Below are 26,990 nucleotides of genomic sequence, written 5' to 3' on the forward strand. Positions count from 1 at the left end.
CTCCGGCGCCCGCGCGCCGAGGAAGCGCCGGCCGGCTGAACCCAGTCAGGGCGCGCGACGGTATCCCCGTGCCGTCGCGCGCCCGCCGTTGTTTGTCCACAGGCTGTGGACAGTCGCGGAGGCTGCTCCGGAAGGCCTCCGCAGACGGGTGGGCGGCGGCGTGTCTGCGCAATACGGGCGCGCTCGCCACGTTCACTCACGGAATGACCGAAAAAAATACTCTTATCCTTTTTGCGCGTCGGTTGCTGGTCGGCACCCTCACCCTGACCGGTCTGCTCCTCCCCACCGCGAGTGCCACCGCCGAGCCCGGCGCCGGAGCCGCGAACCGCGGGGACACCGCACCCCGTATTTTCCAGGGCAGCGGGTTCGACACCTGCCAGGCCCCCGATCTGGCGACGATGCGGGCATGGCGGGAGTCCTCCACCTACCGCGCCGTCGGCATCTACTTCGGCGGGCGGGCCCGTGCCTGCAAGAGCCAGGCCAATCTGACCGCCGACTGGGTGCGGCAGACCACCGACGCGGGATGGAGCCTGCTGCCGATCTACGTCGGTTCGCAGAGCCCCTGCGTCGGCGGCTCCAACAAGAACCCCTACCGCATCGACCCCGAACAGGCGGCGACCCAGGGCGGCACCGAGGGCGAGGACGCGGTCGGCAGCGCCGAGGGGCTGGGCCTGGACGAGGGCAGCGCGCTCTACCTCGACATGGAGGCGTACGACATCGGCGATCCGGACTGCGCCGCCGCGACCCTGACCTTCCTGCGGGGCTGGGACCGCCAGGTACGGGCCGCGGGCTACCTGGCCGGCTTCTACAGCAGCGCCGACTCCGGCATCAAGCACATCGAGACCGCCCGCAGGGCCGGCGTCACCGACCTGCCGGACGTCGTCTGGTACGCCCGCTGGGGCGTCAGCGCGACGCTGGCCGACGAGCCCGCCCTGAGCCCCGACGCGTGGGCCTCGCACGCCCGCATCCACCAGTACACCGGCAGCGTCACCGAGTCGCACGGCGGCAAGAAGCTCTCGATCGACCGCGACCTGATCGACGCTCCGGTCGCCGTGGTCGGCTGAGGCCGGCGTACGCCCTCAGGTGCATCCCCTGCGGGTCGCGGGCGCGCGGCTCCCCCCTCGGGGGGTGGGGAGAGCCCCCGCCCTACGACCTGAGAGTGATCCGCTTTCGGCACCTGCGGCCGATCCGCGAAGGGCCCCGCGCCTCCTAGCGTGGAGCCATGACCACGCCTGTGTGCACCAGCGCCAGCACGACGCAGTTCACGGCCTACGTACGCACCAAGGGCCCGACGCTGCTGCGCACCGCGCGCTCCCTGACCCCGAATCCCGCCGACGCGGAGGACCTGCTGCAGACCGCGCTGACCAAGACGTATCTCGCCTGGGACCGGATCGACGACCACCGGGCCGTCGACGGGTACGTCCGGCGCACCCTGGTCAACACCAGGACGTCGCAGTGGCGCAAGCGCAAGGTCGACGAGTTCAGCACCGACGAGCTGCCCGAGCCCACGGCCGGCGGCGCCCCCGACCTCACCGAGCAGCAGGCGCAGCGCGACGCCCTGCTGCGCGCGATAGCCCGGCTCCCCCCGCGCCAGCGCGCCATGGTGGTGCTCCGCTACTACGAGGACATGAGCGAGGCGCAGACCGCCGAGGCGATGGGCGTCTCGGTAGGCACCGTCAAGAGCGCGGTCTCGCGCGCGCTCGGCAAGCTGCGCGACGATCCCGAGCTGGAGCTGTGCGTGGCCTGAGCGCACCCGTGCGCGGCCCGAGCCCACCGCGGACCGGCGGGGTCGGGGCGGCCGGCGCGCGAGGTAGTGACATACCACCTGGTATGCCAGCACAATCGCGGGATACCCCCCTCGCCGACCTCATGTAGCCGCCGGAGGCCCGCTGTGCTGAGCACCATGCAGGACGTACCGCTGACCGTGACCCGCATCCTCGTGCACGGGACCGTGGTGCACGGCAGGTCGCGGGTGACGACCTGGACCGGTGACGGCGAACCGCACCGCCGCAGCTTCCGCGAGGTGGGCGTCCGGGCGGTGCGGTTGGCGAACGCGCTGCGCGACGGGCTCGGGGTGTCCGAGGGCGACCGGATCGCCACCCTCATGTGGAACAACGCGGAGCACATGGAGGCCTACCTGGCCATCCCCTCCATGGGCTCGGTGCTGCACACCCTCAACCTGCGGCTGCCCGCCGACCAGTTGGTGTGGATCGTCAACCACGCCGCGGACCGCGTCGTCCTGGTCAACGGCTCCCTGCTGCCGCTGCTCGCCCCGCTGCTGCCGCGCATGGAACCGCTGGAGCACATCGTCGTCGTCGGCCCCGGCGACCGCGGCCTGCTGGCGGGCTGCCGCCCCGCGGTGCACGACTACGAGGAGCTGCTGGCCGGCCGCCCCACCACCTACCCCTGGCCCGAGCTGGACGAACGCACCGCCGCGGCCATGTGCTACACCTCGGGCACCACCGGCGACCCGAAGGGCGTGGTCTACTCCCACCGCTCGATCTACCTGCACTCGTTGCAGGTCGGCAGCGCCGAGTCGATGGGCCTGACCGACCACGACACCAGCCTGCCCGTCGTGCCGATGTTCCACGTGAACGCGTGGGGACTGCCGCACGCCGCCTTCATGAGCGGCGTCAACCTGCTGATGCCGGACCGCTTCCTGCAGCCCGCCCCGCTCGCCGAGATGATCGAGAGCGAGCGGCCCACCCACGCCGCCGCCGTGCCCACCATCTGGCAGGGCCTGCTGGCCGAGCTGACCGCGAAGCCGCGCGACGTCAGCTCGCTCAAACGGGTGACCATCGGCGGGTCCGCCTGCCCGCCCGCGCTGATGAAGGCCTTCGACGAGCAGCTGGGCGTGCAGCTCTGCCACGCCTGGGGCATGACGGAGACCTCCCCGCTGGGCACGGTGGCGCTGCCGCCGGCCGGGGTCGACGGCGAGGAGGAGTGGGCGTACCGCATCACGCAGGGCCGCTTCCCGGCCTCCGTCGAGGCCCGGCTGGTCGGCCCGGACGGTGCGGTGATGCCGTGGGACAGCGAGTCGGCGGGCGAGCTTGAGGTCCGCGGGCCCTGGATCGCCGGAGCGTACTACGGCGGTGCGGGCGCCGAGCCGCTGCGCCCCGAGGACAAGTTCAGCCCGGACGGCTGGCTGCGTACGGGCGACGTCGGCGTCATCTCGCCTGACGGCTACCTCACCCTCACCGACCGGGCCAAGGACGTCATCAAGTCGGGCGGCGAGTGGATCTCCTCGGTCGCGCTGGAGAACGAGCTGATGGCCCACCCCGACGTCGCCGAGGCCGCGGTCGTCGCCGTCCCCGACGAGCGGTGGGGCGAGCGCCCGCTGGCCACGGTGGTGCTGGTCGAGGGCGCGACCACGGGATATGCCGAGCTGCGCGACTTCCTCGCCACCCGGATCGCCCACTGGCAGGTCCCCGAGCGGTGGGCGTTCATCCCGACGGTGCCGAAGACCAGCGTCGGCAAATTCGACAAGAAGGTGATCCGCAAGTCCTACGCGGACGGCGAGCTGGACGTCACGAAGCTCTAGCTAGGACCTGTCGTTCGGATCTCCGTGGAGGAAGGAGCGGTGTCCGGCACGCACATCTGCCGCGTACGGTCACGGCTCCGGCAGCACCCGGCACAGTGCCCCCAGGGCGGCCGTGAAGACGTTGTCCGGCGGCGCCGCGTAACCCACCACCAGGCCGTCCCGCCCGGTGTCGGGCGGCGCGTCCGGGTGCCGGAAGTCCGACAGCGCCTCGACGGCGAGCCCGTGGAAGGCCGCGGCCCGAGCCACCGCGGCCTCCGTGCCCGGCGGCAGGCGCAGCACGGCGTGCAGCCCCGCCGCGATGCCGGTCACCTCGACGCGCGGGGCCTTTTCCGCCAGCGCCGCGGCCAGCTGGTCGCGGCGCCGCCGGTAGCGCTGCCGCATCCCGCGCAGGTGCCGGTCGTAGCCGCCCGACTCGATGAAGTCGGCCAGCGTCAGCTGGTCGAGCGCGCTCACCGTCGGCTCCCGCTCGCCCTTGGCGGCCACGACGGCGTCCACCAGGTGCGCGGGCAGTGCCGTCCAGCCGAGCCGCAGCGCGGGAGACAGGCTCTTGCTCACCGAGCCCAGATACGCGACCCGCTCCGGGTCGAGCCCCTGCACCGCGCCCACCGGCTGCCGGTCGTAGCGGAATTCGCCGTCGTAGTCGTCCTCCAGGACCAGCCCGCCGCCCGCCCGCGCCCAGCCGACCGCCGCCGCCCGCCGGTCGGGGTGCAGGGCGACCCCGGTCGGGAACTGGTGCGCGGGTGTGAGCAGGACGCTCGCCGCGCCGCCCGCCGCGAGCCCCGCCGGGTCGGCGCCGCGCCCGTCGACGGCCAGCGGGAGCGTACGCAGGCCCGCCGCCGTCAGGATGCGGCGGTGGTGCGGCAGCCCGTACGCCTCCACCGCGACCGGAGCGGAGCGCACCTGCGGGACCGTCGCCAGCAGCCGCAGAGCGCCCGCGACGCCCGAGCACACCACGATCCGCTCGGGCGAGGTCCGCACCCCGCGCGCCCTGGCCAGGTAGCCGGCCAGCGCCCGCCGCAGCTCGATCCGGCCGCGCGGGTCGCCGGGCCCGAAGGCGTCGTTCGGCGCGGCGGTCAGCGCCCGCCGGGAGGCGGCAAGCCAGCTCGTCCGGGGGAAGGACCCGGTGTGCGGCACGCCCTGCCGCAGGTCGTAGGCGGGCCGGGGGGCGGGCGCCGGCGCCGGGTCGGGGGCGGGCGCGGGCGCCGCCCGTTCGGCGACCCGGGTGCCCGAGCCCTGCCGGGCGGTCAGCCAGCCCTCGGCGACGAGTTCGGCGTAGGCGTCCGCGACCGCGTTCCTGGCCATGCCGAGGTCGGCGGCCAGCGAGCGGTAGGGCGGCAGCGGGGTGCCGGGCGGCAGCCGCCCGGAGCTGACCGCGTCCCGCAGCGCCCTGGCCAGCACGGCCCGCCTGCCGCCCCGGCCGGCGCCGTCGTCCGCGGCCAGCTCCAGGTGCAGGTCCCGGCCGAGGCCCGCGGCCGCCTCCGCCCATGCCGCGCGCTCGGGCTCGGGTGAATTGACCCGTCGTTCCTTCATGGAATTGCACTCTACGCCCGGTCACCGCCGCTTCTAGGCTGATGATCATGACAACGACGACGCAGACCGCGACGGCCACCACCCCGGGCCGTATCGACATCGCCACCGCCGCGCCCGCGGTCTTCAAGGCCCTCATCGGCTTCGACGCCGCCTCCCGGGCAGGCCTCGACCCGACCCTGGTCGAACTCGTGCAGACCCGCGCCTCCCAGATCAACGGCTGCGCCTACTGCCTCCACATGCACACCAAGGACGCGCGCGGGCGCGGCGAGACCGAGGAGCGGCTGTACCTGCTGCCGGCCTGGCGCGAGGCGCGGCACTTCTACACCGCCAAGGAGCAGGCCGCGCTGGCCTTCACCGAGGCCGTCACCCTGGTCCCGCGGGCCGGGGTCCCCGACGACGTCTACGCCGAGGCCGCCGCGCACTTCGACGACGAGGAGCTGGCACGGCTGCTCGGCCTCGTCCTCACCATCAACGCCTGGAATCGCATCGCGCTCACCAGCGGCCGGAGGGCCGGCACGGACGCGCGGGGCGCGGCGCACAGTTGAGCCGCGCAACCGCTCGCGTCAGCGTGGCCGCTGTCGGCGGCTCAGGTGCCGATCTTGCCGAGCAGGTCCACGATCCTGGACTGCACGTCCGCGCTCGTGGAGCGCTCGGCGAGGAAGAGCACCGTCTCGCCGGACGCCAGCCTGGGCAGCTCGGCGGGGTCGATGTCCGCCGAGGTGTAGACGACCAGCGGGGTGTTGTTCAGCCGCGAGTGGCCGCGCAGCCAGTCCACGATGCCCTGCCTGCGGCGGCGGATCAGCATCAGGTCCATCACCACCAGATTCGGGTGGACCTGCGCGGCCTTCGTCATCGCCTCGGCCTCGGAGCCGGCGTGCGCGACCTGCATCCCGCGCCGCTCCAGCGTCGCCGCGAAGGCCTGCGCGATCGGCTCGTGGCCCTCCACCAGCAGCACCCGCGGCGGGTGCTGCTCGCTGTCCCGGGGCGCCAGCGCCTTGAGCAGCACGGCGGGGTCGGCGCCGTAGGCCGCCTCCCTGGTCGCCTGGCCGAGCCCGGCCGTCACCAGCACCGGTACGTCCGCCGCCGCGGCGGCCTGCCGCAGCGCCTGGAGCGCGGTCCGGGTGATCGGGCCGGTCAGCGGGTCCACGAACAGCGCGGCCGGCGGCTCCGCGACCTGCGCGTCGACCTCCTCGCGCGACCGTACGATCACCGGACGATAGCCCCGGTCGGTCAGCGCCTGCCGGGTCGACACGTCGGGCTCCGGCCACACCAGCAGCCGGCGCGGCTCGTCCAGCGGCTCCTCGATGCGGTCGTCGGCCACATCGGTGACGTCCACGGCGCCGTTCGGCCCGTCCAGCGGCTCGGGGCCCTCGTCGGCGCCTGCCGCGGGAGCGCCTATCGCGTACGACCTGCCGGGGGCCTGCGGCTGCGGGGGCGCGGGCGGCACCGGGCGCAGCAGGGCCGTCTCCTCCTCGGGGGCGGCCGGCGCCTCCGGGCGCTTCACCGGCAACTGGCCGCTGTCCGGGTCCGCCTGCGGGTGCTGGCGGGCCTGCGTCTCGCCGCCAGGGCCGTGCTGCGGCTGGCTCGGCACCTGCTGGATCAGGCTGCGGCTCGACGGCTCGCTGTCGAGGGCCGCCCGGTCCGGGTTGAGCCTGCGGCGGCGCCCGGAACCGCCCGCCGCGACCTGCGCGGGCAGGCCCTGCGGGCTGTGCGCCTCGACCGACTGCGTCTGGGTCTGCGGGTCCTGCGAGCCGTCGGGCCGGTGCGAATACGGCACGCTCTGGCCGAGGGTGCGGACGCTTATGGCACGGCCGTACGCGCTGTGGTCCTGGTGCGGGGCGGCCGGGGGCGCGGTGGCCGTCGGGATCGCCGGGGCGGGCGGCGGTGGCGGCGGGGCCGGGCGGGTGCCCTGGGCCGCGGGCCAGTTGGTGGCCGGCGGGAGCGCGGCGCGCGCGGGGCCCGCGCCCGGGTCGGCGTCGGGCGGGGTCGGCGCCTGGGCAGGGGCCGCGGGCTGCGGCTGCGCCTGGGCTTGCGGCGGCTGTGCCGCGGACGCGTCAGGCCAGGACTGCGGGGTGGGCGGCGCCGTACGCCCGGCGTCCGGCCAGGACTGCGGCGCCGGCTGGGGCTGCGGCGGTACGGGGGCGGCCGGCGGCTCGACGGCGCGGCGGGCCGCACGGCGTCCGGTGCCCTCGGGGGCGACGGCGTCGGCGCCGCCCTGGCCGGCCGGCGGCAGGGCGTTGGGGATCGGTACGGCGGGCAGCTCGGCCCGCTCCGGTGACGGTGACGGCGACGCTTGCGCTTGCGGGGAGGGCGAGGGGGACGGGGGCTGGACCGGGGCCGGAGCCGGAATCTGCGTGTGCGCCTGGGAGGGGATCCGCGCCTGGCCCTGCGTCTCGTCGCTGCGGGCCCGGCGGCGGCCGGTCGGCTGCTGCGGCTCAGGCTGCGGCGCCGCGGGCGCGGCCTCCACCGGCGCGGGCCGGCCCTCGGGCCTGCGCAGCGCACGGCGACGCCCGGTCGGCGCTCCGCCGTCCGGCGGGTTCTGGTCCGCGACCGGCACCGACCAGGCGGCGCCGTCACCGTCCGGCTTGTGGCCGCCGGGCGACTGCGGGCCCTGCGTCCCGCGGGCGGGCTCGGACGGCAGCGGCATCACGGTGGTGTCGGACTCGCGCGGCCGGTCGCCGTCGTCGGCCGTACGGGGACCGCCGCCCGTATGCGTAGCGCCCTGGTCGGCGGAGCCGTCGTCGTCGCGTGCCTGCCGCGTACCGCCGCCGCCCGCGCCATTGCCCTTGCCGGCCGGCACTTCGAGCACGTAGGCGCTGCCCTGGCCGGGCACTTCGTGGGTCTGCAGCACACCGCCGTGCCGCTCCACGATGCCGCGGGCCAGCGGCAGGTGCACCGGGTCGCCGCCGGCGTGCGGGCCGCGGACGTCGATCCGTATCACGTCGCCGCGCTGGGCCGCGGCGACCACGATCGTGGAGTCGCCGGTGTAGGCGATGGCATTGCCGGCCGAGTCGATGCCCGCGACGTCCGCGACGAGGTGGGCGAGGGCCTGTGCCATCCGCTCGCCGTCCACCGCCGCCTCGATCGGCGGCGCGTGCACCGCGAACTGCGCCCGGCCGGGGCCGATCAGCTCGGTCGCGCCGTCGATGGCCGCCGCGATCACCTGGTCGAGGCCGATGTCCTCGCGGCGCAGCTTGTCCTCGCCGCGGTCGAGCCGCTGGAAGGCCAGCACATTGTCGATGAGGGTGGTGATACGGGCGTAGCCGGCCGCCAGGTGGTGCAGGATCTGGTTGGCCTCCGGCCACAGCTGCCCCGCAGGGTCGGCGGCCAGCCCCGTCAGCTCGCCGCGCAGCTCGGCCAGCGGCCCGCGCAGCGAGGTGTCGAGCAGCGCGCTCAGCTGGCTGCTGCGCGCGGCCAGCGCGTCGTAGGCCGAGCGGTCGGTGAAGGTCATCACCGCGCCGACCAGCTGGTCGCCGTCCCGCACCGGCGCCGTCGTCAGGTCGACCGGCACCGGCCTGCCGTCCTTGCGCCACAGCGCCTGCCCGCGCACCCGGTGCTTGCGGCCGCTGCGCAGGGTGTCGGCGAGCGGGGTCTCCTCGTACGCCAGCGGGCTGCCGTCCGGGCGCGAGTGGTGCACCAGGGGGTGCAGCTCCTTGCCGCCCAGATCGGTGGCCCGATAGCCGAGGATCTGCGCCGCCGACGGATTGACCAGCACCACCTTGCCGGCCGTGTCGACGCCGACCACGCCCTCGGCGGCGGCCCGCAGGATCATCTCGGTCTGCCGCTGCTGGCGGGCCAGTTCGGCCTCGGTGTCCATCGTCCCCGTGAGGTCCCGGACCACCAGCATGAGCAGCTCGTCGCCGGTGTAGTGCGGCACGCCGTCGCCGTACTCGGCATAGGGGGTGCGGCCGTTCTCCAGGTTGGCGCTGGTCACCTCGACGGGGAAGTCCGTGCCGTCGGTGCGCCGCGCCACCATCCTGGTCGGCTTCGTCCGGGTGTCCTCGGCCGCCTCGCGCGGGCTGCGCATCGAGCCGGGGATGCGCTTGGAGTCGAACGACGGCAGCAGGTCGAGCAGACCCCGCCCCACCAGGGCGGTCCCCGGCGACTCGAAGGTCTCCAGCGCTATCGCGTTGGCATTCACCACGGTGCCGTTGACGTCGACCAGCAGGAGGGCGTCGGGAAGGGCGTCCAGTATGGAGGCGAGGCGAGCAGCGCCTCTGGATGGCCTGCTGCTCACGAGACGCGTCCTCTCTGGTTTCCGCTTCTGTTCTCGTCCTGGGTGGCTTGCCGCGCGCGGCGAACTCCCGCCGGCGTCGTCGGCTGTCTTTACGGGCGGCCCATCTTGCCGCCACCCCCGGGACATGTCACTAGACCGAGTGTACGGGTCGGGCCCCCGCGCGTTGCTGCGGATGCCCATGTGGGGCTGTGCGTATAGAGGTTCGGATCTGTGGGGGGTTTGTGTGGTGTGCGTCACGGGCAGGACGGGGGCGCGCGCCGGCCCGGGTCGCTCGCGCCCCCGGGTCCCCCGCGGTCCCGCGGGTCACTCAGGCCATCAGCAGCCGCGGGCCGTCGTCCATGCCGTCCATGCCGTTCGCGGGCGAGGGGAGCGCGGGCACCATCTGGTTCCAGCGGGAGACCTCGCAGCCGTCGGTCCTGCGGTAGGTCTCGTCGACGGGCATGCCGCCCCACACGCCCGTGACGCGGGCGGTCTGCGGACCGCCGTAGATCATCGAGCACATCTGCCCGGCCGGCACCGGCGCCAGCGGCCCGCCCAGCTCGTCCAGCCGGCGGCAGGCGTCCTGCCCCTCGGCGGTCGCGGCGTCGCCGCAGGTCAGCGTATGCGTGACGATACGGCCGCCGCCGTCGTCGTACGCGACGGTGAGCCGGTCCCCGAGGCCGGCGACGCCCGGCCGGGGCAGCCCCACGGCACCGGCCGGCTGGCCCACCGCGAACAGCGTCCCGACGGCCGCGGCGGCGAGGGCGTAACGGACGAGGCGGGGGCGGATCCGGGAGCCTGCCCGGGGACTGACACGCGTACTGGTCTGAGGCATGCCCCTCCTTATCGCGTCGGAACCCCGCAAGCCGCCCATTCCACGCGTACGTGGGCGTGTCGCCCCCCATCCGCCCGCACTTGCGACGCCCCGCCGGGCCCAACCCCTTTGCCCTGCCGACCGGCGGCCTTGTACCGTAGTCTGCGATTGGTCGCGGCCCACGGGGCTGTGTCATCATCTGCACACGCGCCCGCTCACACGGGTCGCACCCAGGAGGCGTCGCCTAGTCCGGTCTATGGCGCCGCACTGCTAATGCGGTTTGGGCTTTACCGTCCATCGAGGGTTCAAATCCCTCCGCCTCCGCCACCACCCAGGAACCCCGCTCGTCCCCCCGGACGGCGGGGTTTCGCCGTTCCCGGCCCCCCTCTCCGCGCCCGCCCCCTTTACCGATTTCACCTCCCGCCCCACCTCATGTAATGTTGTCACCGCAGCCGCCGACCGGCCCAAAACGCCGCGAAGCAGGCAAGCACTCGTAGCTCAACGGATAGAGCATCTGACTACGGATCAGAAGGTTGCAGGTTCGAATCCTGCCGAGTGCACCACAGGTCAGAGCCCCGCCCGGGTCACCCGGAGCGGGGCTCTTTCGTGCCGTACAGCAGCGAAGTACAGCAACGGCTGATGTCAGCCGACTGATGTCACCCGGCACTGCCCATCGCTTCGGAGAGCTGCCGCAGCGCGGCGCGCACCTCTTCCTCGCTCGCCTCGGCGTAGACCTCCATCGTCATGGCGATCTGCGAGTGACGAAGGATGCGCTGGGCCACTTTCGGGTGGACCTTGAGCGCCACCAGGAGCGAACTGCACGTGTGCCGGGTGTTCCGCAGCGGGATCACGCGCAGGGCCGCGCGCCGGGCGCGGAGGGCGAACATCCGGGTGAGATTGCCCGGCTCGATCGGGGTGCCGTACTTGGTGGTGAACACCAAGCCGTGGGCGTCCTGCCAGAGTTCCCCGGCCGCCTTCCGGTCGCCGTCCTGCTGGACCCTGCGCATGCGGAGTGCCCTCAGGCACAGTTCGGGCAGCGGCAGGAAGTCGTCCGACTCCTCCGTCTTGGTCTCGCGGTGCAGGATCTGCTTCCCCGCCCGCTGGATCTGGTGGTCCACGTACAACTCGCCGGAGTCGAAGTCGACGGACTTCCAGGTCAGGCCCAGTACTTCTCCGCGCCGCAGGCCGAGGCAGAGCACCAGCACCCAGGCGGCGAAGAGCGGATCTTCCCGGGTGAGCCCATCGGCGAGGAACCGGCCGGCCTCGGCGACGGACCACGGCTTGATCCGGCGGCGGCGCGGCTTGGGGACCTTCACGAGCGAGGCGACGTTCTTGCCGATCTCCTCCTCGGTGACCGCGTGCGTGAGCGCCGCACGAAGGGCATCCCGAGCCGCCTGGATCACCCGGCGCGACGGATACGACTCGCAGCACTCCCCCGCCGCGCAGCACCGCCTACGGGCGTTGAGGCGTTTGGCGTCCTTGCCCTGAGCGCAGCACTGGCAGATGGTCGCCAGCTTGGTCAGCCACTCGCGGACGTCCCGCACGGTGAGCTTGTCGAGTCGCTTGGTGCCGAGGTGCGGTGCGATGTAGAGCCGCACCGATCCCTCGTAGGACACGTACGTCAGCGGCGCCAGGTTGGGTCTGACGATCGACTCCAACCAGTAGGACAGGAAGGCGTCGAGAGTGCGGTGCCGGGTGGCTACGGGACCTTTGCGTGCCTCCGTGTGAAGCTTGATCCACTTCTCGTGGACCTCCTCCCGGGTCTTGCCGTACACGTACTTCCGCATGCGCCTGCCATCCGGGGTGTCCACCCAGGCGTACGCCGCATAGCCGTTCTTGTACGGGTAGATGGACCCTTCGCCGTTGCCCCGCTTGCCGCTCACGCCGACCGCCTCTCGGGACCGACGGCGGTGACCGCCTGGACGTACTCGTCCACCCAGGCCGGGAGGATGCGCCGGTTGCGGCCGACCTTCACCGACCGGATCTCTCCGGTCAGGACCAGCATCTTGGTCTTGGACAGCCCGAAGCCCAGCATTACAGCGACTTCGGCGACGGTGTGCCACTTGCGTTCGATGACGGTGGTCGTGGCTTTCATCGGGTGGGTTCTCCTTTCGTTCCGGGGGCGGGTTCGAGTGATGCGGTGAGCCAGGCTTCGGCGGGCGTGAGTCCGGTGCCGGCGAAGACCCAGTGGGAGAGGACGTACGTCGTCTCTTCCGGGGTCTGTGGGGCCTGAGCGCGGCGGTACTCGGCGCGGGCGTCGCGGAGGGCGCCGAGGGTGGTGGAGTAGCGGCGGGTCTTGGTCGAGAAGTGGCCGCGGAAGCCGAGCATGTGCGCCCAGGCGCGCAGGCGGAGGTGTTCGAGGTCCTTGCGGGAGCCGAGGGTCCATGCGGTGCGGATCATGCGGTCGGCGTGGCCGGAGAGTTGGACGTGGGCGAGTTCGGCCAGGAAGCGGAGGGGGCGGTCGAGGGTGCCGGTGGCCGTCTCGGCGCCCTTGGTCGCGTATTTGGCGATGTACGCGGCCACCGCGCGGTCGGTGAGGTCCGGGCCGTGGAAGTCGTCGCTGCGGATTGTGCGGACGTCGAGTTGGCGGCCGAACACGAAGGTGTGAGCGCGACCGTCGACCACGGGTCCGGTGACGCGTGCAGTGGAGGCGGCGGCGCGGATGGCGTCGGTGAGCAGGTCGGCTGTGGCCCAGGCGGGCGGCGGGGTGCTGCCGCCTTCGGGGCCGTCGAGGCGGATGACGGCGTGGAAGTGGACGGCCCCGCGTCGCTGGTACTCGGCGACCTTGGCGAAGGAGACGCGGGCGTACTGGCGGAAGGCCCGTTGGCTGAGTCCGGCCCGCTTGGCGATCTCGCGGCGCAGGTAGATGGTGAACCGCCGCCACAGGGAACCGGCGTGGGCGTTCCAGAGCACGGCGGCTTCGTAGTCGTACGTGTCCGGGTTGAGCGGGGTGCCGAGTTCGGGGGAGTCGGCCGGGTGGGCGGTGCCGCAGCGGCAGTGGCCGGAGTCGGGGCGGTTGTGGACGGGGCCGAAGCCGGGTGCGGTGAAGGTGGCGAAGACGCGCGGGTGGTGGGCGACGTCCTCCGGGGTGCCCTTGCCGCCGCGCAGTCCGGCGGTGATGAGGTGGAAGGTGTCGCGGCGGTAGGTCTCGGCGCAGGCCGGGCAGCGGGTCGTACGGCGGTTGTTGCACCGTACGAGCAGGTGGCCGGCGGGCAGGGCCTCAGAGGTGAGGCGGTGGATGGCCGGGCCGATCTCGCCCGTTGTGGTGTCGAGGGTGTGTTCGGTGCGGTGGCCGTCGAGGCGGATCGGGTGGGTGCAGCCGCCGAGGCCGGAGAGCTGGCGGAAGAGCGCGGGCGTCGTGCCCAGAGCGGCCAGGGTGGCGAGTTCGGGCAGTGGAGGCGGGGTGGCGCGGGTAATGATGAGGCTCCTTCACGGGCTGCGGTTCGTGGAGTTGGGCTGCCGGGGCGGTGGGTGCTTGGCGGTATCGGTGCCGCCCCGGCAGTTCGGTGGAAGCGGTCAGGGCTGGCGCGGAGGCGTGAGCAGCGAGCGCAGGACCACGGCGACGACGGCGACCGAGACGGCCGCGACGGTGACGGCGACCAGGAGCGCGGTCAGGACAACGCCGACGGTGACGACGGCGGCCGAGCCCCCGGCTATCACGGCGACGGTCGGGGCGGTGCGGCGTGCGGGAGTGGTCGGCTGGCAGTGGCAGGCGGGCGGGTGAGGGGCGTACGGCTCCGGGACGGCCGGGGCCTGCGGGTACTTGGGGGTCAGGGACACGGCGAACCTCTCTTGACTACTCGTCTAGGTGTGTGTGCCGTTGACGATCTCGACGCCGTTGCGCGTGCTGTCGTCGATGGCGGGCGCGAGGAAGGTGTGGGCGAGGTAGAAGCCGAACAGGGCGATGACGACGGCGACCCAGAGGCGGATGCCGAGGAACTTGATCGCGGCCCAGGCGATGATGCCGAGGACGGCGACGAGGGGCAGGCTGACGGTCACGGGCGAGCGGGTCCTTTCAGCGGGCGGGGCATTGGTGGGTGCGGGCGGCCAGTTCGGCGGCGGCTCGGGAGTCGTAGTCGGCGGAGAAGCCACAGCGCGGGGCGGTGCAGGCGGCGGTGTGCTTCTCGCGGCCGCGGGTGTCGTTGTAGGTGCCGACCTGGACGGGTCCGATGCGGACCAGATCGCGGAAGCGGCGGTTGGCGGACACGATGAACTCTCCTTTTCCTGGGCTTGATTGCCCGGTGGGGGCGAGGGCTGGAAAGTAGATGGCGTGCCTGAGAACGTCCGGGGATGGCCCGGACGCTCGAACGGCCGGGGGGCTGGGATGAGCGCGCGAGTGCGCCTGTTGCTGACGGTTGTCTTCTGGGGCGTGTGTGCCGCTCTCGGCATGGCGGCCTTCCACTGGTGGGGACACGCGGCGTGGCGTCAGGTGGCGCCCCTCCCTGTCGTCATGGTGTTGGCCGGGTTCTTCACGGAGCTGAGGTACCAGCGGCGGGAGAAGCGTTCGGTACCGCTGCCGCCGCCTCCACCTTTGTGAGTTCTCCTCTCAGAGCTGGGCCGCGATGGCGTCGGCGAGGGGCCCCGGGACGCCAAGGCGTGCGCGGAGAGTTGGGGCGTCGATCGGTGTGCCGGTACGGGTGCGGTGTTCGGCGGCGACCTTGCGGGCGTGCACGAGCAGGGCCGCCGGGACAGCGGGCTGAGCGGGCACGAGTAGGGCTTCGGGCACGGCGCCTGGTTCGACGGTGACCGCAACGGAGGAGAGTTCCCGCGCCTGTGGCTCCGCTCCGTGCGCGAGGAGCGTCCCGCCGAGGAAAGCCAATGCTGGCCATCCGGCTACGAGGATGCGCAGCCACCCGGGTACGGAGGCGACGGTGAGGAGTCCGGCGGTGGCGACGTTGGCGCCGAGCGAGGCGACCAGCGCCACGACGAACCAGCACCAGGCCGCCGCCTTCCCCGAACCGGAGCGCAGCCGCCGCCACGCCGCGACCAACAGCAGGTCGACGGAGATCGGGTAGGCCCACGCCTTCCACCCTTGCTGTCCTGCGGCGTCGGCGACGTCGTGCAGGTGGGCGAAGGACAGCGACGCGGCAATGAGCGCTTGCACGAGCACTGCGTCGACGCGAGCCAGGCGAGCACGCATGGGGTTCGTCTCCTTCCGGCCTGATCTCAGCCCGCGGCCTTCAGGTCGTTGGCGCGGGCACGGGCGAGAGTGGCGGTCTGGGCCGCTTCCTCGTCGCCGGGCATGTCGGCGGCGATGCGTTCGAGGAGATCGGCCTTCCGGTTTATCAACGCGGCGTAGTCACCGCCCCCGCCCGTACGGAACGCGGCCAGGTCGGAGAGGAAGTCGGAGAGTTCACCAGCAGTGGGGCGGGACATGGGCCTGCCTTTTGGTTTCGGGCATGACGGGGTAGGGACGTGGCGCTGCACAGCAGGGGAGCGGGTCAGCCGCTGACGGGCCGCGGCTTGGTCAGAGGAACGGGCGTACCGGCAGGAAGCGCCGGGACGGCGGGCCGGAAAGGTGCGAGGGCCGGCAGGTCGGGTACGCAATCGGCGTTCGCGTCGCAGGTGGCTGCAGCGTCGGCGAGGGACAGATACGGCGTGCGGATGCGGGACCAGCCACCTGAGGTGTCCCCCGCGACGGCGAGGCCCGGTCGTTCGGGTGCGATGGCGCAGGCGGCGCCCACGGCTTCCGGGGCGATGTCGCCGAGCGCCATCTTGGCGGAGGCTTCGTCGTTGACCCGATGGCATACGCGCCCGGTGAGTTGAGCCCGGAGCATGGTCGCGCCCTTGCCGAGTTCGGCGCCGAAGCGCTGGCCGCAGACTTCCAGGTAGATGCCGGCGGCGCGTCCGAGCTGGGCGAGCCGGATGAGGTGGGTGACCATCTCGTCGCGCCTCTCCTCGTCCTTCTTGGACGCGACAAGGAAGAGTTCGGCCACCTCATCCACGAACAGGACGACAGGCACGGGTCTTTCGGCGTCGGGCAGGCCCCAGATGTCGGAGGTGATCTCCTCATCGGGGGTCGAGCGGGCGATGCCCTGCCGGGCCTTGATCAGGTCGTAGCGCTCCTCCATCAGCCCGACCAGGACGGGCAGCAGTGACGCCGCCTGCTCGGGGTTGGTGGCCAGGGCGGAGAGCCGGGCCGCGAACGGCGCCAGTTCCACGCCCCGCTTGCAGTCGATCCCGACCAGCGCGACAGGTTGAGGGGCGAGTCCCGCGATCAGGTGCCGCAGGTACATGGACTTGCCCGACAGGGTGGCGCCCAGGGTGAGTTGGTGGGGTATCGCGCGGTAGTCCCGTACGAACGCGGTCGCGTCCTCCCTCATCGCCACCGGGACCTTGAGGAAGCCGCCGGACGTCTTGCGGGGCATGCGGACCTTGCGCAGTACGTCGAAGCCGACGAGCCGCAGTTCGACCACGCCCGGCTTGACCACGGAGACGTACACGGCGTGAACGTCCCACGCGTGCCGGAGCCGTTCGGCCGAGGCGGCAATGTCGGCCGGCTCCTGGCCCGGGGCGAGCCGCAGCCGTATCCGCATGCCCGTCGAGGTCGGGCGGATGATCCCCCGCCGTGGAGGAACTGGCCGCACCTCCCGCCGAGTCGTCGCCCGCACCGCCAACGCCCGGAAGCGCGACGGAGCCACGGTCAACCCGCAGGCGCCCATGACCGACCCGTAAGAACCGAGCAGGCGGGCGGTCGAGAGGGGCAGGCCGACCATGGACCAGTACGCGGCCGGTTGCTCGGCCCGGAGGTAGGCAGCTCCACCGCCAACCGCAGCGACGGGGCCACCCACCTCCATCAACGTCGTCAGGTCCGGCATCGGGGTCAGGCCCCCGCCTGGACCGGGAAGGCGGCCGGGGTGACGGCGGCGGCGCGGAAGGCGATCCCGTGCCGCTGCTGCCCGTTGAAGGTGCTCTCCCACGGGCGGGCCACCAGCCCCGGCAGGGCGACCGGGCCGCCGAGGGTCAGACCTTCGCTGACTCCGCTCTGCGGCACGGTGACCTTGAGGAGCGAGGACTCTCCGTCCTCGATGTGGACCACGCCGAGGGTCATCAGCGGTTCGCCGCTGACGGTGTCGGTGGCGATCTCGCCGGTCTGCCGGTCCTTGATCTTCGTTTCCGGAGCCTCGGTCAGCAGGATCGTCGCCGACGAGGTCTCCACGCGGATGGAACGCAACGCTTTCTCCTTCACACATGACAGCTAGTCATCTAGACAAGTGTCGTCCTGTGCACCCGAAGAACCGGGTACGTGAACCACTGTGCCACAGTACCCAGCTACTCGTCTATACGAGTTTGCCCGTGAAGGCTTACGAGTCAAGGGAGTTGGCCTGCCGCCGCCCGTGTCGCGACACCATCCCCCCAGGTCACGTGGCCGGAAGCTGATACGCGAGGACGTACGCGTCTGCGGCCATCACCGTGTCGCAGACCTCGACGGCACGCCCCTCGGTGTCGAAGGCGGTGCGGACAAGGTGGATCACGGGCACACCGGACGCCAGTTGGAGCGTCTTGACCTCACTCGGTGCGGGCATGCGGGCGCGGATCTCCTCCTCGAAGTGGTCGAGGCGGTGACCCAGTTCCTCCAGCCGGGCGTAGATGCCGCCAGGCCCCGGGTTCGGTTCGGCGATCGGTGTCCCGCGGGCCAGATCCAGCGGGAGGTAGGAGGTGGCGAACTCGACTGGGCGCCCGTCGAGGAGGTAGCGGCGGTGCCGGGCCAGTACGCGGCGCGGGCCGCCCAGGCGGGTGGCGATGTCCTGGCTCGGCCGCTCTTCCTTGATCTCCAGGTTGTCGACGGTGGGGTGGCTGCCTGCCGCGTCGGCCTCCACAGTGAACGCGGACTTGCCCTGCTCGCGGTGCCGGCGGGCGAAGCGATCCGATGCCAGGCGCCGCACGGGCGGCCGGGGCCGTACGAAGACGCCCTTGCCGTGCTCGGAGACGACCAGGCCCTCGCCCTGGAGGAGGGACAGGGAGTTGCGTACGGTCATCCGCGAGACGCCGTAGTGCTCGACCAGCTCCGTCTCGGAGGGCAGCTTGTCGCCCTCGGCGAACTTGCCCTTGTCGATCGCTTCGCGCAGCTGGTCGGCGATCTGGCGGAACACCGCTCGGTCGCTCGTCGGGTCCAGCGCCCCCAGGACGCCGGAGGGAAGAACGGGCATACGTACTCCTTTGGATATCTAGACGAGTGGCCGACCTTTGTTGCTACGGTGGGCAGCCTAGCCACCCGAGAGGACCAGGCACGTGCCGATCGAGCGCCCGCACTCCGTGAGCGTCGCCGGAGTCATCGTCGATGACGCCGGCCGCGCCCTGCTGATCAGGCGCCGAGACAACGGCCACTGGGAACCGCCCGGCGGAGTCCTGGAGGCGGGGGAGACCATCCCCGACGCACTCCAGCGCGAAGTCCTGGAGGAGACCGGCGTCAAGATCACTGCCCCTGCCACTCTCACGGGTGTCTACAAGAACATGACCGGCCTGATCGTCTCCCTCGTCTTCCGCTGCGACGCGATCGACGGCCAGCCCTCCACCGGCACCGAGACCAGCGCCCTGCGCTGGGCCACCCGCGATGAAGTCTCCGAACTCGCGGACGAGGCGTACGCGATCCGCGTACTCGACGCCCTTGACGCAATGTCCCCGCCCGCCGTGCGCGCGCACGACGGCGTCAAACTCGTCTAGCACCCACCATCGGTCCATGGCCGCCCACCAGCAGAAAGTAACTTGTATGCACGAGTATACGAGTAGTCCACGAGTCTGGGGACTCAGTTGCCCAGGTTCACCCGAAGAAGTTGGCCGCGTACGCCGCTGGACCCGCGATGTCCTGCGCGATTCCCCATGTGCGGACGACGCCGCCCTGATCGTCACGGAGCTGAGCGCGAACGCCGTGCTGCACACGACAAGCGGCGACGGGTGCGGTGCCGGGGGAGCGTTCCACGTCAGCCTCGCCGTCTCCGGCGTGGTCGTGTCCATCTCGGTGACCGACTCCGGCGGCACGAAGACCGCACCGACCGTCGAACACCCCGCCGACGAGGCCACCCACGGCCGCGGCCTGGCCATGGTCACCGCACTGGCCCACCACGTCGAGAGCCACGGCGACCAGCACGGCCACACCGTGACAGCCCACCTCACCCACGGCACCAAGGACCCGTCATGAACCCCCACTCGGCAACCACGCCACCCGTCGGTCAGGCCGTCCCGTGGACGATTGTCCGCATCCAGAACACCCTCACCAACGAGACGCTGATCCGCCGCTTCCTTTTGGACCTCACCCACGCCCCTGCATCCCGGGTGATGGAGGTCTTCACGGCCTGGCAGAAGGTCGCCGCAACGATCGAGGCCCATGCGGCACAGCAGGTCCCTGCCGCAATGGCCGGCTTACCCGACAACCCACAGAAAGGCCCCGCACCGAGCATCGGCCAGAGCGATGGGACGCCATCGCAAGGTGCCGACTGCCTGCAGGTTGGAAACCACGAGACCGCCGGGACAGACGATGACTCCCCCCTCTGAGCGCGGACTACCGGCGGACGGCAGTCGCCGCAGGCGCGTACAGACCCTGCACCACGAACCGGAAGCGGTGACCTGGGCACGGACAAAGGCCGGCCTGACGAAGCGTGCCCTGGCCCAGCAGATCGGGATATCCGAAGCACTGATGGGCGAGATCGAAAGCGGCTGGCGCAACGCCACACCCGCCAACCTGCTCAAGATCGCCGCCGCGCTCAACTGCCCCGTGGTCTTCCTCGAACGCAAACGCTCCTCAGAACACCGCCGCCATCAGCCCCGGGAGTCTCCACCGGGCAGCACCACCAGGACGGCGACATCACCACGAAGCGACGCCGAGGCTGAGTAACAACCTTCTCTACGAGTTCAAGGCACCCGGCTGCGCTCCGCTCCGCCGGGCGCGCGTCCGGCGCTTGGCCGCGCCGTCGCTCCTGTCTCCGCCCCGCTCGGCACGGCCCGCGCCGCGCGCGCCCGCGAAGGGGGAGGCCTGCGGCATGAGGTGATACCGCACGGTCGAGGTCAAGACGATGCCTCCGGCGGGGGCGCTCCGGCTCCGCGATGGCCCCAACTCGCCAGCGTCTGCGCGCTCGTCGTGGTGAGCGGGGGTGCTCCCATCCCACCTGCCATCGACCCGGGCAAGCCGAGCAGTCGCGGCCCAGGGCGTCAAGGTCGTTCGTACAGTGGCGCGCTCCACCTTGACGCCCTGAACCACGCCCGCTCCACAAGAGTGCGGGCCGACGGCAGACGGGATGGGAGAAGCGGGTGGGTGTTCAAAAGTGGTTTCCCCAAGGGATGCAGGAGCCGGTTGCTAATTTTTGAGCGGGCGGGCGCACGCGTTTCAAGCCTCATAGCTAACACTGAGACAAGTTGGCTAACCGATCCGCTAAATTTTACGTTTGCAGGCATCGGCTAGAACACCCACAAGCGATGAGACTGAACTACTAGGATTAGGCGGCTTATGCTTCAATCGGATTTCAGTGCACTTCTCAGCGCGGAGCATGGCGCTTGAGTATTTATCGTACGGAAAAGTTAAGGGAAGATTCTTGCCATTGACGCCAAACTTCTTCAATTTTACAGCGAGGGCTTCCGTCGATATCCAGGATGCATGATCTTGAAAATGCCAAAGCAGCCAAACCTCGAAACACGGGCTGCTGACAGCTACGTCTAGATCGCTGCGCTTAGCGCGGAGACATGCATTCTCCAGTGTTGCGTGCTGATCAACGTCTACAACGCACCACACTGAGTCGTAAGGGTCGCCGTTTGACTCTTCTGTTTTCCGGCGGCTGAGGGCTTCCTCAACCACCCGAAGTGGATCACGCCCCAGCCCGATAGACCTCAGCGAAAGAACTTGCACGGCTTGTGCGTTCAAATGAGCGGCGAGCCCCTCGAAGTACTGGGGCTCGGTTTTTTCACCCTCAGCCACGATCAGAATCTTCGCAGCTTCCCGCCTTACGCCCTGGGATTTTTTGATCTTCTGCGACCCTCTGATTTGCCGTCGACTCACTCATGAACTCCAGCCACCAAGGATGCCCGTAGATCTTCCCAAGAGACGGCTGGTACAGCTCCATAGCGGCCACTGAGGTAGCGGCGCTCCAGGTTGTGGTCAGCCTTCACCGGGAAGTCAGTGAGAGGATAGTACTCGGAAGCCCCATCTGCAGCCTTTTCTGCAAACCACACGTCCTCCTTCTCCAGAGCACCACCGCCGAGGTGCCCCATGAGGGAGGTGTCGTGAGAGGCAAAGATCAGCTGGGCTCCCAGGAGGTTAATTTCCGGATCCTTGAATAGGGAAATGAACGCACTCGTCAGTCGCGGATGAAGGCTCGCGTCAATCTCGTCTACGACGAATATTGAACCATTGTCTATCGCGCGCATCGCAGGGAGGGCCAAAGAAAGCCAGGCGACGGTTCCACTACTCTCATTTTCGATTTCGAGGACGTACTCGTCTTTTGTGCCGTCCCCGGTGTGCCAGAATTTAATATGTAGCCTCTGGCGCTCTGCGATCTCTTCGGCCAACTCGTCTGCGCTCTTTGTGTTGTTAGCCCCAGGCACGCTGTCGGCAACAGCCTTCGCGACACTCGCAATGATTCTGAGATTTTCCTCATCCATCGGCACATCCTCGACGGACAGTCGGGAAATGCCAAGGTCCGCGAATTTGAGAAGGCTCCCAGCTCGCTGCCTTACCTTATCAGTTTCCATCCAGCCCTTAATGGCTTGGATGCGATTTTGCTGCTGCGATTCAGAGTAGGCCGCATACTCGATGTGCTTGGTGAGGTAGTGCTGAACCCGACCGAGTTCCCTGTGGCCCGATTTCGCCGCGAGTGAGATATACAGGTTCATCGCCCCCATGCGGCGGGCAATCCTCATGTTCTCACCCTTTAGGGTGCGGCCAAACGTAATGCCGTCGACAGTCGAATCATTTCTTTCGAAGAGGACGCGCTTACGCCCTTCCGGAAATGAATTTAGCCATTCACTTTGAACTCCGGCTGAGTTGCTTTCGAAGCCGTAAATGTATCGTGTGCCTGACGCGATGAAGTCGAACTCATATGCTGAAGTCTCGGACGCCGAGCGGCCGTCAAGGATGAACGGACGGAAGGGGAAATTTTCTCGATCATCCCAATTCGCCGAGGAGTTAATCGCATTGATTGCAAAACTCATAGCATTGAGAAGATTCGTCTTTCCTGAGGCATTTGATCCGAAGATACCGACTACCCGATTCGTCACGGATTTCCAGTTGCCGTCGACAGGCCGGATCCCCTCGAATGACGACTTGGCCAACACGAGCTCAACCGTGTCTCGGATGGATCGGTGGTTGGTCACGCGGAAGCGTAGCAGCATGATCACATCACCTAGGACGTCGTTTCAGTGGCTGTGAGGTTGGTTCTCACCCCAGAGGCTACTCAAACTGTACCCTCACATACACCAAAGTGAACCGATTGACGCGGACGCACGCGGCATGTTCACTCGTGGCGGACTGGCTGGCTCTCACGCTCATGCGTCCGTCCACTGCCGGCAGCTACGAGCCGTGCAGGGAAGCTACGGGGGGATACGCCGATAGATCGAACTGGCTTCCACGCGCCTGGACGGCTGTCCGTCGCTCTGGCTTCGCCCACTCGCCCATCACGAGCGTTCGCTCGCCGAAGACACCGTTCGGGATGAGACGGCCACCGCGCAATCGGCTTGGAGTTGGGGTAGCGACGGCCGTAGGGTCGCGGGGTCCTGACGACAGGTACCCGGGAGCGCCCGAGACGGACGCCAAACCGGTGGAAGTAAGAGGCGGCTCATGGGGCGGCCGCACGAGCGTGACGCGCGATCGGCGTCCTGAGTAGTCGCTGCCGGACCCCGGGCAGTACAGCAGGGAAGTACAGCAACCCCAGCAGCCGACCACGACCCTTAGCGTCGCCCTACCCCTCAGGGGCGACCTGTATGACCGCCTCCGACCGTTCCGGCTTGAGCTACGGATCAGAAGGTTGCAGGTTCGAATCCTGCCGAGTGCACAGCAGGTCAGAGTCCCTGTCGGAGATCACCGACAGGGACTTTTTCATGTCGCTGACAGCAACCGCCTAGACCGCCGCGAGCACCCCCGCCGTGGTCTCGTCCGCATCCGGCCGGTTGCTGTCATCCGCCGCCAGAGCCTCGCCGACCCGGTCGAAGGCGGCGCGCTGCGTGTCCAGCCGCACGAAGGTGTAGATGTCCATCGTCACGCGGATCGAGCTGTGCCCCAGCACTTCCATGATCGTCCGGGCATCCGCGCCCTACTCGTGGAGCAACGAGGCGCACGTCTGCCCCGGAGGTCATGGAAGCGCACCTTCCTGATGCCCGCCCGGCGGCTCAACGCCTCGAAAGCCCGGTTGAGGTTCCGGGGTTCGGTCGGAGTGCCATTGCGGGTGGTGAAGACCAGATATGACGCCTTACAGCGACCGCGCGCATGCCGGTCGGGGACGAAGTCGCCGACTTGGACGCGCCCACCGGGACCGCCGTTGTCGAGGCCAGGCGGATCATGGTCGACGCTCGCGGCCACGCCCTGGAACTCACCACTGTCACAGCGCCCGCCGACCGCTTCGAGGCGGCCAGCGCACCCGGGTGGTTCTCCACCGCGCAGGCCACGGTGGGCAATTCGGCCGCCGTTCTGCGGCTGTAGGTCCCGCAGGGTTTCTTTACAAGATCAAGGGCGCGCCTGCGGCGTCTGCCGGGCGGCTTGGCCGCCCTCCTGCCGGGCATGCGGCCTTCGGCCGGTCCCGTCCGGAGCGGCAGCCGCCCGGCACCACGAGCGGCCCAGAGCTGATGGCTTTGGGAACCTTCATAGCGTGGCGGGCCGGAGTGTTGTGGCTGGGGGCGGACGGCCTACGGTTCTTGAGCCATCTCCCCGGGCGGGGACACCTCGCCGGGGAAGCCCAGGGGGCCACTCGGACACATCGCGGGCAGGCTCAACGACCTGCCCGGGTTTGCAGCGAGCATACGGCCCCCTGGTCCTGCCCGGCCCCACCCGGGCAGGACACCGGCCCAACGCCTTCCGGCCGGCCGCAAGCCCACACTGCACCCGGACACTGGGCAGACCCCGCCCGCCCGACCTGGGACAGGCGGAACGTAGGCCGCGTACCTGGGGGCGCAAGCGGGGCGTCAGGGCGAAGGCTGGCTGTGGGCAGCTGTGCCACTTGGGCGCTTGCGTTCCAGGACCACGATCGGGCAGTTCAACGCTTCGGCGATCTTCGCCAGATTCGCAGGAGTGGCGCTGCGCCAGCCGGACTCGACCTCCCCCATCAACTGCTCCGAGATGCCCACCAGCTCGGCGAGCCGCCGCTTCGTCAGACCGCTCTTCTCTCGCGCCCAGGTCACGGCTTCCGGCTCCTGGTGCAGCCTGCTCGGACGCTCCCGCCGACGCCCGCCCCTCACCTCAGCGGCTATCTCCCCGCGGCCGTTGTCTGCCCCGCATTCGGCCCACAAGAGTTTCCCGACCCCCTCACGGGCGCTCGCCCCCCAGCGGCCACCGGTGAGCGCGTCCACCAAGGCCAAGCCACGTCCCGACTCGGCGTCCGCAGACAGCTGACGAAGCTCCGGCTTGTTCTCGTTCGCGTCGTGCACTTCGATGCGCAGATCACCACCCGGCAGCCGCTCGAACCGCGTCTCGACAAGGGCATCTTCCGGTCCGTGGGCATGCTGCACGGCGTTGGTGACCAGCTCCGAGACCACCAGTTCGGCCACGCCGGCCAGCCCCTTCATGTCCCACGCGTCGAGGTGCCACACCAACAGCCGCCGCGCCCTGACCACGATGCTCGGGTCACGGCGCCACCGATACACCAGGGTCGACGGCAAGCCGCTCCCAGCCGCCTCAAGGCAGTCGGGCTCAAGGTCGTCGGCCAGGCCCGACAGAAATGAGTCTCCGCCATCGGTGCTCAAGTAGCAGGGCCTACCGCCCTCGCCTGTCCATGGAAGCAACCGCATCAGCCCACCACCCACATGGGTGAACGGTCGATAAACTTGCGCATGCGCGACGCTCCTATTCAGCGTTGGGCCATGCCCCCGGACCGTTCACGCGGTCGCGGGGGTCCTTGTCACCAAGACCTTTGCGTCGGCTACTCACCGTTTCCATCCCGTGGCGCTATGGGAGCGTCCTATATTTGAGCTATGGGGGAAACTCCCGAGATCCTTTGGACCCACCCGCAGTTGGCCGCAGCAGTCGCCCGTCGTGACTGGGCCACCGTCTTCCGTACGTACCGCAAGCTCGCCGGGCTGAGTCAAACCAAGCTGGGCGAACAAATCGGTCTTGTGCAGCCCGACGTTTCCGACATCGAGCGGGGCCGTCGTCGCGTCACCTCCGTCGAGGTACAGCAACGCATCATCGCGGGACTCGGCGTCCCTCGCGCGCTCCAGGAAGCCGGAGCCGTCACCGCGGCGGGCCAAGCTCCGGTCTCGGGCCTTGCTCTGCCCGGTGCTATGCCGGACGGCGACTTGATGCTGCGTGTGGCGGGCGCGGTGGACAGCTCGCGCCGCGTGGATACCGCCACCCTCGATTGGCTCGACCGCTTACTCGCCGAACACCGCCGAGCCGAAGACCAGATCGGCTCGCGCCCGCTGGTCAGCGTGATGCGCCAGCAGCTTGACACGGTCGTGGACCTGTACGCCGGAGCGCGCGGACCACTTGCCGACCGGGTCGTACGGCTGGCCGCAGAGCACGCACAGTTCCTCGCGTGGATGGCGCAGGACCAGGACGACACGGCCTCAGCCCTGGCCTGGTACGACCGCTCCCACGAATGGGCGCTGGAGGCCGGAGATGCCAACATGGCCGCCACCACGCTCAACATGAAGGCCCACATGGCGTGGTCCAAAGGCCGCGCCGACCGGTGCGTACGGCTCGCCGAAGCGGCGCGCTGGTCAGCCCCAGGCGCATCACTCGGCGTCCAAGGTCATGCCGTGCAGATGGCAGCCCGCGGCCACGCGTTGGGCCGAGAGGGCGACGACGCCCGCCGCCTGCTCGATGAAGCGCAGGACATCATCAGCCGCGCCGCCGAGCACCCCGAGGACGAACCCGTCTGGATGTACTTCTACGACGAGACGTGGTTCACCCTGCAACGCGGCATGGCCGCGATGCACCTCCGCGACTGGCAGACAGCCGTCGACCACCTCACGGTCGGACTCGACGCACTGCCGGACGACTACCGCCGCGACAAGACCTGGTACCGCACCTGCCTCGCCCACGCCCTCGCCGCGTCCGGTGAGTCGGCACGCGCCGCAGCGGTGGCCGTGGCAAGCGTCCCCGACGCAGCAGACATCGGACGCCCGCACTCCTGGAACGAACTCCACACCGCCGCCGCCGTGCTCATGCGCCAAGGAGCCAAGGAAGGCCGACTGCTGGTCGCCCTTCTCAAGGACCACGACTGAGCCCCGCCGAACCAGCCCCGCAGGAGTACCGCGAACGCCCCTGCCTGGGGTGAATTTGACAGCAACCGTGACAGCAACCGCCCCGCACAACCGCCACCGCCAGCGCGCCCCAGCGCACGCGCCAGCAGGCCAGGAAGGCCCCCAGCAGGGGTCTGCCCGAACTTACGGATCAGAAGGTTGCAGGTTCGAATCCTGCCGAGTGCACAGCAGGCCAGAGGCCCCTCGGGATCATCCCGAGGGGCCTCTGGCTTTGGCCTTGCCGCAGCGTCCGACGGCAACGTCCCCCCCCGCAACTTCCGGCGCCGCAGGGGCGATCAGGTTGTCGTCAACGTCCGCGTCCCCGGTGTGAAAGCTCGCGGCGCCCCTCCTGGAACCGTCGTCGCAGGGGCAACGGCAGCCTGGCCGCGACCCGTTCGCCGTGTGTGTCGGAAGGCCCGACGCGGCAGGTCAGGAGGCGTTGCGCCGCAGCCACTTCAGCCGTGAACCGCGGATCGGAGCCCCCGGGTGGGCCGGACCATACGGGGAGCAAA

Annotated in this window: 28 protein-coding genes and 2 tRNA genes; 12 read left to right on the top strand and 18 right to left on the bottom strand. The window is 70.3% G+C overall.

What is annotated here, in order from left to right:
- Nucleotides 1-242: 242 nt before the first annotated feature.
- The 3 genes from OG900_21015 to OG900_21025 all read left to right on the top strand — a co-directional run bounded on the left by OG900_21015 (nt 243) and on the right by OG900_21025 (nt 3,541).
- Nucleotides 243-1,064 carry a DUF1906 domain-containing protein gene (locus tag OG900_21015; GenBank protein WUH92342.1) on the top strand — a complete coding sequence of 274 codons (822 nt, stop codon included), beginning with the start codon at nt 243-245 and terminating at the stop codon, nt 1,062-1,064.
- A gap of 158 nt (nt 1,065-1,222) precedes the next feature.
- On the top strand, nt 1,223-1,747 hold the full coding sequence (locus tag OG900_21020; protein WUH92343.1) for a SigE family RNA polymerase sigma factor: 525 nt from the start codon (nt 1,223-1,225) through the stop codon (nt 1,745-1,747).
- 144 nt (nt 1,748-1,891) lie between these two features.
- Nucleotides 1,892-3,541: a long-chain fatty acid--CoA ligase gene (locus OG900_21025; GenBank protein ID WUH92344.1), complete on the top strand. Its 1,650-nt coding sequence runs from the start codon at nt 1,892-1,894 to the stop codon at nt 3,539-3,541.
- 69 nt (nt 3,542-3,610) lie between these two features.
- On the opposite strand, the gene OG900_21030 is transcribed toward OG900_21025, so the two are convergent.
- Nucleotides 3,611-5,071 (bottom strand): PLP-dependent aminotransferase family protein, encoded by a 1,461-nt coding sequence (locus tag OG900_21030; protein WUH92345.1) that lies wholly within the window; start codon nt 5,069-5,071, stop codon nt 3,611-3,613.
- Nucleotides 5,072-5,118: 47 nt separating this feature from the next.
- Here OG900_21030 and OG900_21035 point away from each other — a divergent pair, with 47 nt between their 5' ends.
- On the top strand, nt 5,119-5,616 hold the full coding sequence (locus OG900_21035; GenBank protein ID WUH92346.1) for a carboxymuconolactone decarboxylase family protein: 498 nt from the start codon (nt 5,119-5,121) through the stop codon (nt 5,614-5,616).
- Nucleotides 5,617-5,657: 41 nt separating this feature from the next.
- Here the strand turns inward: OG900_21035 and OG900_21040 are convergent, their stop codons facing one another.
- A complete protein-coding gene (locus tag OG900_21040) occupies nt 5,658-9,308 on the bottom strand; it encodes a PAS domain-containing protein (protein ID WUH92347.1) in 3,651 nt (1,216 codons plus the stop codon).
- 307 nt (nt 9,309-9,615) lie between these two features.
- On the bottom strand, nt 9,616-10,122 hold the full coding sequence (locus tag OG900_21045) for a subtilase-type protease inhibitor (GenBank protein ID WUH92348.1): 507 nt from the start codon (nt 10,120-10,122) through the stop codon (nt 9,616-9,618).
- Between the two features lie 212 nt (nt 10,123-10,334).
- Here OG900_21045 and OG900_21050 point away from each other — a divergent pair.
- Together OG900_21050 and OG900_21055 are read left to right on the top strand one after the other, a co-directional pair.
- Nucleotides 10,335-10,428 (top strand) — tRNA-Ser (locus OG900_21050).
- 160 nt (nt 10,429-10,588) lie between these two features.
- Nucleotides 10,589-10,664, top strand: a tRNA-Arg gene (locus OG900_21055).
- Between the two features lie 93 nt (nt 10,665-10,757).
- Here OG900_21055 and OG900_21060 read toward each other — a convergent pair.
- The 11 genes from OG900_21060 to OG900_21110 form a co-directional block, all read right to left on the bottom strand.
- Nucleotides 10,758-11,984: a site-specific integrase gene (locus OG900_21060; GenBank protein WUH92349.1), complete on the bottom strand. Its 1,227-nt coding sequence runs from the start codon at nt 11,982-11,984 to the stop codon at nt 10,758-10,760.
- A complete protein-coding gene (locus tag OG900_21065; GenBank protein ID WUH92350.1) occupies nt 11,981-12,196 on the bottom strand; it encodes an excisionase family DNA-binding protein in 216 nt (71 codons plus the stop codon). The genes OG900_21060 and OG900_21065 overlap by 4 nt, the downstream gene beginning before the upstream one ends.
- A complete protein-coding gene (locus OG900_21070) occupies nt 12,193-13,494 on the bottom strand; it encodes a replication initiation protein (protein WUH95863.1) in 1,302 nt (433 codons plus the stop codon). The genes OG900_21065 and OG900_21070 overlap by 4 nt, the downstream gene beginning before the upstream one ends.
- A 123-nt stretch (nt 13,495-13,617) precedes the next feature.
- Complete coding sequence (locus OG900_21075) at nt 13,618-13,881, bottom strand: hypothetical protein (GenBank protein ID WUH92351.1); 264 nt, start codon at nt 13,879-13,881, stop codon at nt 13,618-13,620.
- A 24-nt stretch (nt 13,882-13,905) separates the two neighbouring features.
- Nucleotides 13,906-14,100: a hypothetical protein gene (locus OG900_21080; GenBank protein WUH92352.1), complete on the bottom strand. Its 195-nt coding sequence runs from the start codon at nt 14,098-14,100 to the stop codon at nt 13,906-13,908.
- A 16-nt stretch (nt 14,101-14,116) separates the two neighbouring features.
- On the bottom strand, nt 14,117-14,308 hold the full coding sequence (locus OG900_21085) for a Mobile element transfer (GenBank protein ID WUH92353.1): 192 nt from the start codon (nt 14,306-14,308) through the stop codon (nt 14,117-14,119).
- Nucleotides 14,309-14,647: 339 nt separating this feature from the next.
- On the bottom strand, nt 14,648-15,241 hold the full coding sequence (locus OG900_21090) for a DUF2637 domain-containing protein (GenBank protein WUH92354.1): 594 nt from the start codon (nt 15,239-15,241) through the stop codon (nt 14,648-14,650).
- 26 nt (nt 15,242-15,267) lie between these two features.
- Nucleotides 15,268-15,477: a hypothetical protein gene (locus OG900_21095; protein ID WUH92355.1), complete on the bottom strand. Its 210-nt coding sequence runs from the start codon at nt 15,475-15,477 to the stop codon at nt 15,268-15,270.
- A 65-nt stretch (nt 15,478-15,542) separates the two neighbouring features.
- Nucleotides 15,543-16,919: an FtsK/SpoIIIE domain-containing protein gene (locus OG900_21100; GenBank protein ID WUH92356.1), complete on the bottom strand. Its 1,377-nt coding sequence runs from the start codon at nt 16,917-16,919 to the stop codon at nt 15,543-15,545.
- A gap of 5 nt (nt 16,920-16,924) precedes the next feature.
- Nucleotides 16,925-17,275: a hypothetical protein gene (locus tag OG900_21105; GenBank protein WUH92357.1), complete on the bottom strand. Its 351-nt coding sequence runs from the start codon at nt 17,273-17,275 to the stop codon at nt 16,925-16,927.
- Nucleotides 17,276-17,462: 187 nt separating this feature from the next.
- Entirely contained in the window at nt 17,463-18,251 is a 789-nt protein-coding gene (locus tag OG900_21110) for a GntR family transcriptional regulator (GenBank protein ID WUH92358.1), read from the bottom strand.
- A 106-nt stretch (nt 18,252-18,357) separates the two neighbouring features.
- On the opposite strand from OG900_21110, the gene OG900_21115 reads away from it, so the two are divergent.
- The 4 genes from OG900_21115 to OG900_21130 are packed head-to-tail and all read left to right on the top strand — an operon-like array spanning nt 18,358 to nt 19,933.
- Nucleotides 18,358-18,765, top strand: a complete 408-nt coding sequence (locus OG900_21115; protein WUH95864.1) for an NUDIX hydrolase — start codon at nt 18,358-18,360, stop codon at nt 18,763-18,765.
- Nucleotides 18,766-18,811: 46 nt separating this feature from the next.
- Nucleotides 18,812-19,240: an ATP-binding protein gene (locus tag OG900_21120; GenBank protein ID WUH92359.1), complete on the top strand. Its 429-nt coding sequence runs from the start codon at nt 18,812-18,814 to the stop codon at nt 19,238-19,240.
- Complete coding sequence (locus OG900_21125) at nt 19,237-19,593, top strand: hypothetical protein (protein WUH92360.1); 357 nt, start codon at nt 19,237-19,239, stop codon at nt 19,591-19,593. The genes OG900_21120 and OG900_21125 overlap by 4 nt, the downstream gene beginning before the upstream one ends.
- Nucleotides 19,577-19,933, top strand: a complete 357-nt coding sequence (locus OG900_21130; protein WUH92361.1) for a helix-turn-helix transcriptional regulator — start codon at nt 19,577-19,579, stop codon at nt 19,931-19,933. Before OG900_21125 ends, OG900_21130 begins: the two co-directional genes overlap by 17 nt.
- Nucleotides 19,934-20,467: 534 nt before the next feature.
- On the opposite strand, the gene OG900_21135 is transcribed toward OG900_21130, so the two are convergent.
- The 3 genes from OG900_21135 to OG900_21145 form a co-directional block, all read right to left on the bottom strand.
- On the bottom strand, nt 20,468-21,007 hold the full coding sequence (locus OG900_21135) for an RloB family protein (GenBank protein ID WUH92362.1): 540 nt from the start codon (nt 21,005-21,007) through the stop codon (nt 20,468-20,470).
- Nucleotides 21,008-21,084: 77 nt separating this feature from the next.
- A complete protein-coding gene (locus tag OG900_21140) occupies nt 21,085-22,419 on the bottom strand; it encodes an ATP-binding protein (GenBank protein WUH92363.1) in 1,335 nt (444 codons plus the stop codon).
- 725 nt (nt 22,420-23,144) lie between these two features.
- Entirely contained in the window at nt 23,145-23,315 is a 171-nt protein-coding gene (locus OG900_21145; protein ID WUH92364.1) for a hypothetical protein, read from the bottom strand.
- A 194-nt stretch (nt 23,316-23,509) separates the two neighbouring features.
- Here OG900_21145 and OG900_21150 point away from each other — a divergent pair, with 194 nt between their 5' ends.
- A complete protein-coding gene (locus OG900_21150; protein ID WUH92365.1) occupies nt 23,510-23,722 on the top strand; it encodes a hypothetical protein in 213 nt (70 codons plus the stop codon).
- Nucleotides 23,723-24,201: 479 nt separating this feature from the next.
- Here OG900_21150 and OG900_21155 read toward each other — a convergent pair whose 3' ends face one another.
- Nucleotides 24,202-24,978, bottom strand: coding sequence for a helix-turn-helix domain-containing protein (locus OG900_21155; GenBank protein WUH92366.1), 777 nt, complete (start codon nt 24,976-24,978; stop codon nt 24,202-24,204).
- 228 nt (nt 24,979-25,206) lie between these two features.
- Between OG900_21155 and OG900_21160 the strand changes: the two genes are divergently transcribed.
- Nucleotides 25,207-26,460, top strand: a complete 1,254-nt coding sequence (locus tag OG900_21160) for a helix-turn-helix domain-containing protein (GenBank protein ID WUH92367.1) — start codon at nt 25,207-25,209, stop codon at nt 26,458-26,460.
- The last annotated feature ends 530 nt before the right edge of the window (nt 26,461-26,990 follow it).

Origin of the sequence: Streptomyces sp. NBC_00433 (assembly GCA_036015235.1) — a bacterium.
Lineage (GTDB): Bacteria > Actinomycetota > Actinomycetes > Streptomycetales > Streptomycetaceae > Actinacidiphila.

Coding starts and splice junctions, on each gene's coding strand:
- OG900_21110 (WUH92358.1), bottom strand. CDS start 18,251: ATGCCCGTTCTTCCCTCCGGCGTCCTGGGGGCGCTGGACCCGACGAGC.
- OG900_21065 (WUH92350.1), bottom strand. CDS start 12,196: ATGAAAGCCACGACCACCGTCATCGAACGCAAGTGGCACACCGTCGCC.
- OG900_21045 (WUH92348.1), bottom strand. CDS start 10,122: ATGCCTCAGACCAGTACGCGTGTCAGTCCCCGGGCAGGCTCCCGGATC.
- OG900_21095 (WUH92355.1), bottom strand. CDS start 15,477: ATGTCCCGCCCCACTGCTGGTGAACTCTCCGACTTCCTCTCCGACCTG.
- OG900_21030 (WUH92345.1), bottom strand. CDS start 5,071: ATGAAGGAACGACGGGTCAATTCACCCGAGCCCGAGCGCGCGGCATGG.
- OG900_21150 (WUH92365.1), top strand. CDS start 23,510: ATGCCGGTCGGGGACGAAGTCGCCGACTTGGACGCGCCCACCGGGACC.
- OG900_21090 (WUH92354.1), bottom strand. CDS start 15,241: ATGCGTGCTCGCCTGGCTCGCGTCGACGCAGTGCTCGTGCAAGCGCTC.
- OG900_21125 (WUH92360.1), top strand. CDS start 19,237: ATGAACCCCCACTCGGCAACCACGCCACCCGTCGGTCAGGCCGTCCCG.
- OG900_21145 (WUH92364.1), bottom strand. CDS start 23,315: ATGGAAGTGCTGGGGCACAGCTCGATCCGCGTGACGATGGACATCTAC.
- OG900_21035 (WUH92346.1), top strand. CDS start 5,119: ATGACAACGACGACGCAGACCGCGACGGCCACCACCCCGGGCCGTATC.
- OG900_21120 (WUH92359.1), top strand. CDS start 18,812: ATGCACGAGTATACGAGTAGTCCACGAGTCTGGGGACTCAGTTGCCCA.
- OG900_21140 (WUH92363.1), bottom strand. CDS start 22,419: ATGCTGCTACGCTTCCGCGTGACCAACCACCGATCCATCCGAGACACG.
- OG900_21130 (WUH92361.1), top strand. CDS start 19,577: ATGACTCCCCCCTCTGAGCGCGGACTACCGGCGGACGGCAGTCGCCGC.
- OG900_21020 (WUH92343.1), top strand. CDS start 1,223: ATGACCACGCCTGTGTGCACCAGCGCCAGCACGACGCAGTTCACGGCC.
- OG900_21100 (WUH92356.1), bottom strand. CDS start 16,919: ATGCCGGACCTGACGACGTTGATGGAGGTGGGTGGCCCCGTCGCTGCG.
- OG900_21160 (WUH92367.1), top strand. CDS start 25,207: ATGGGGGAAACTCCCGAGATCCTTTGGACCCACCCGCAGTTGGCCGCA.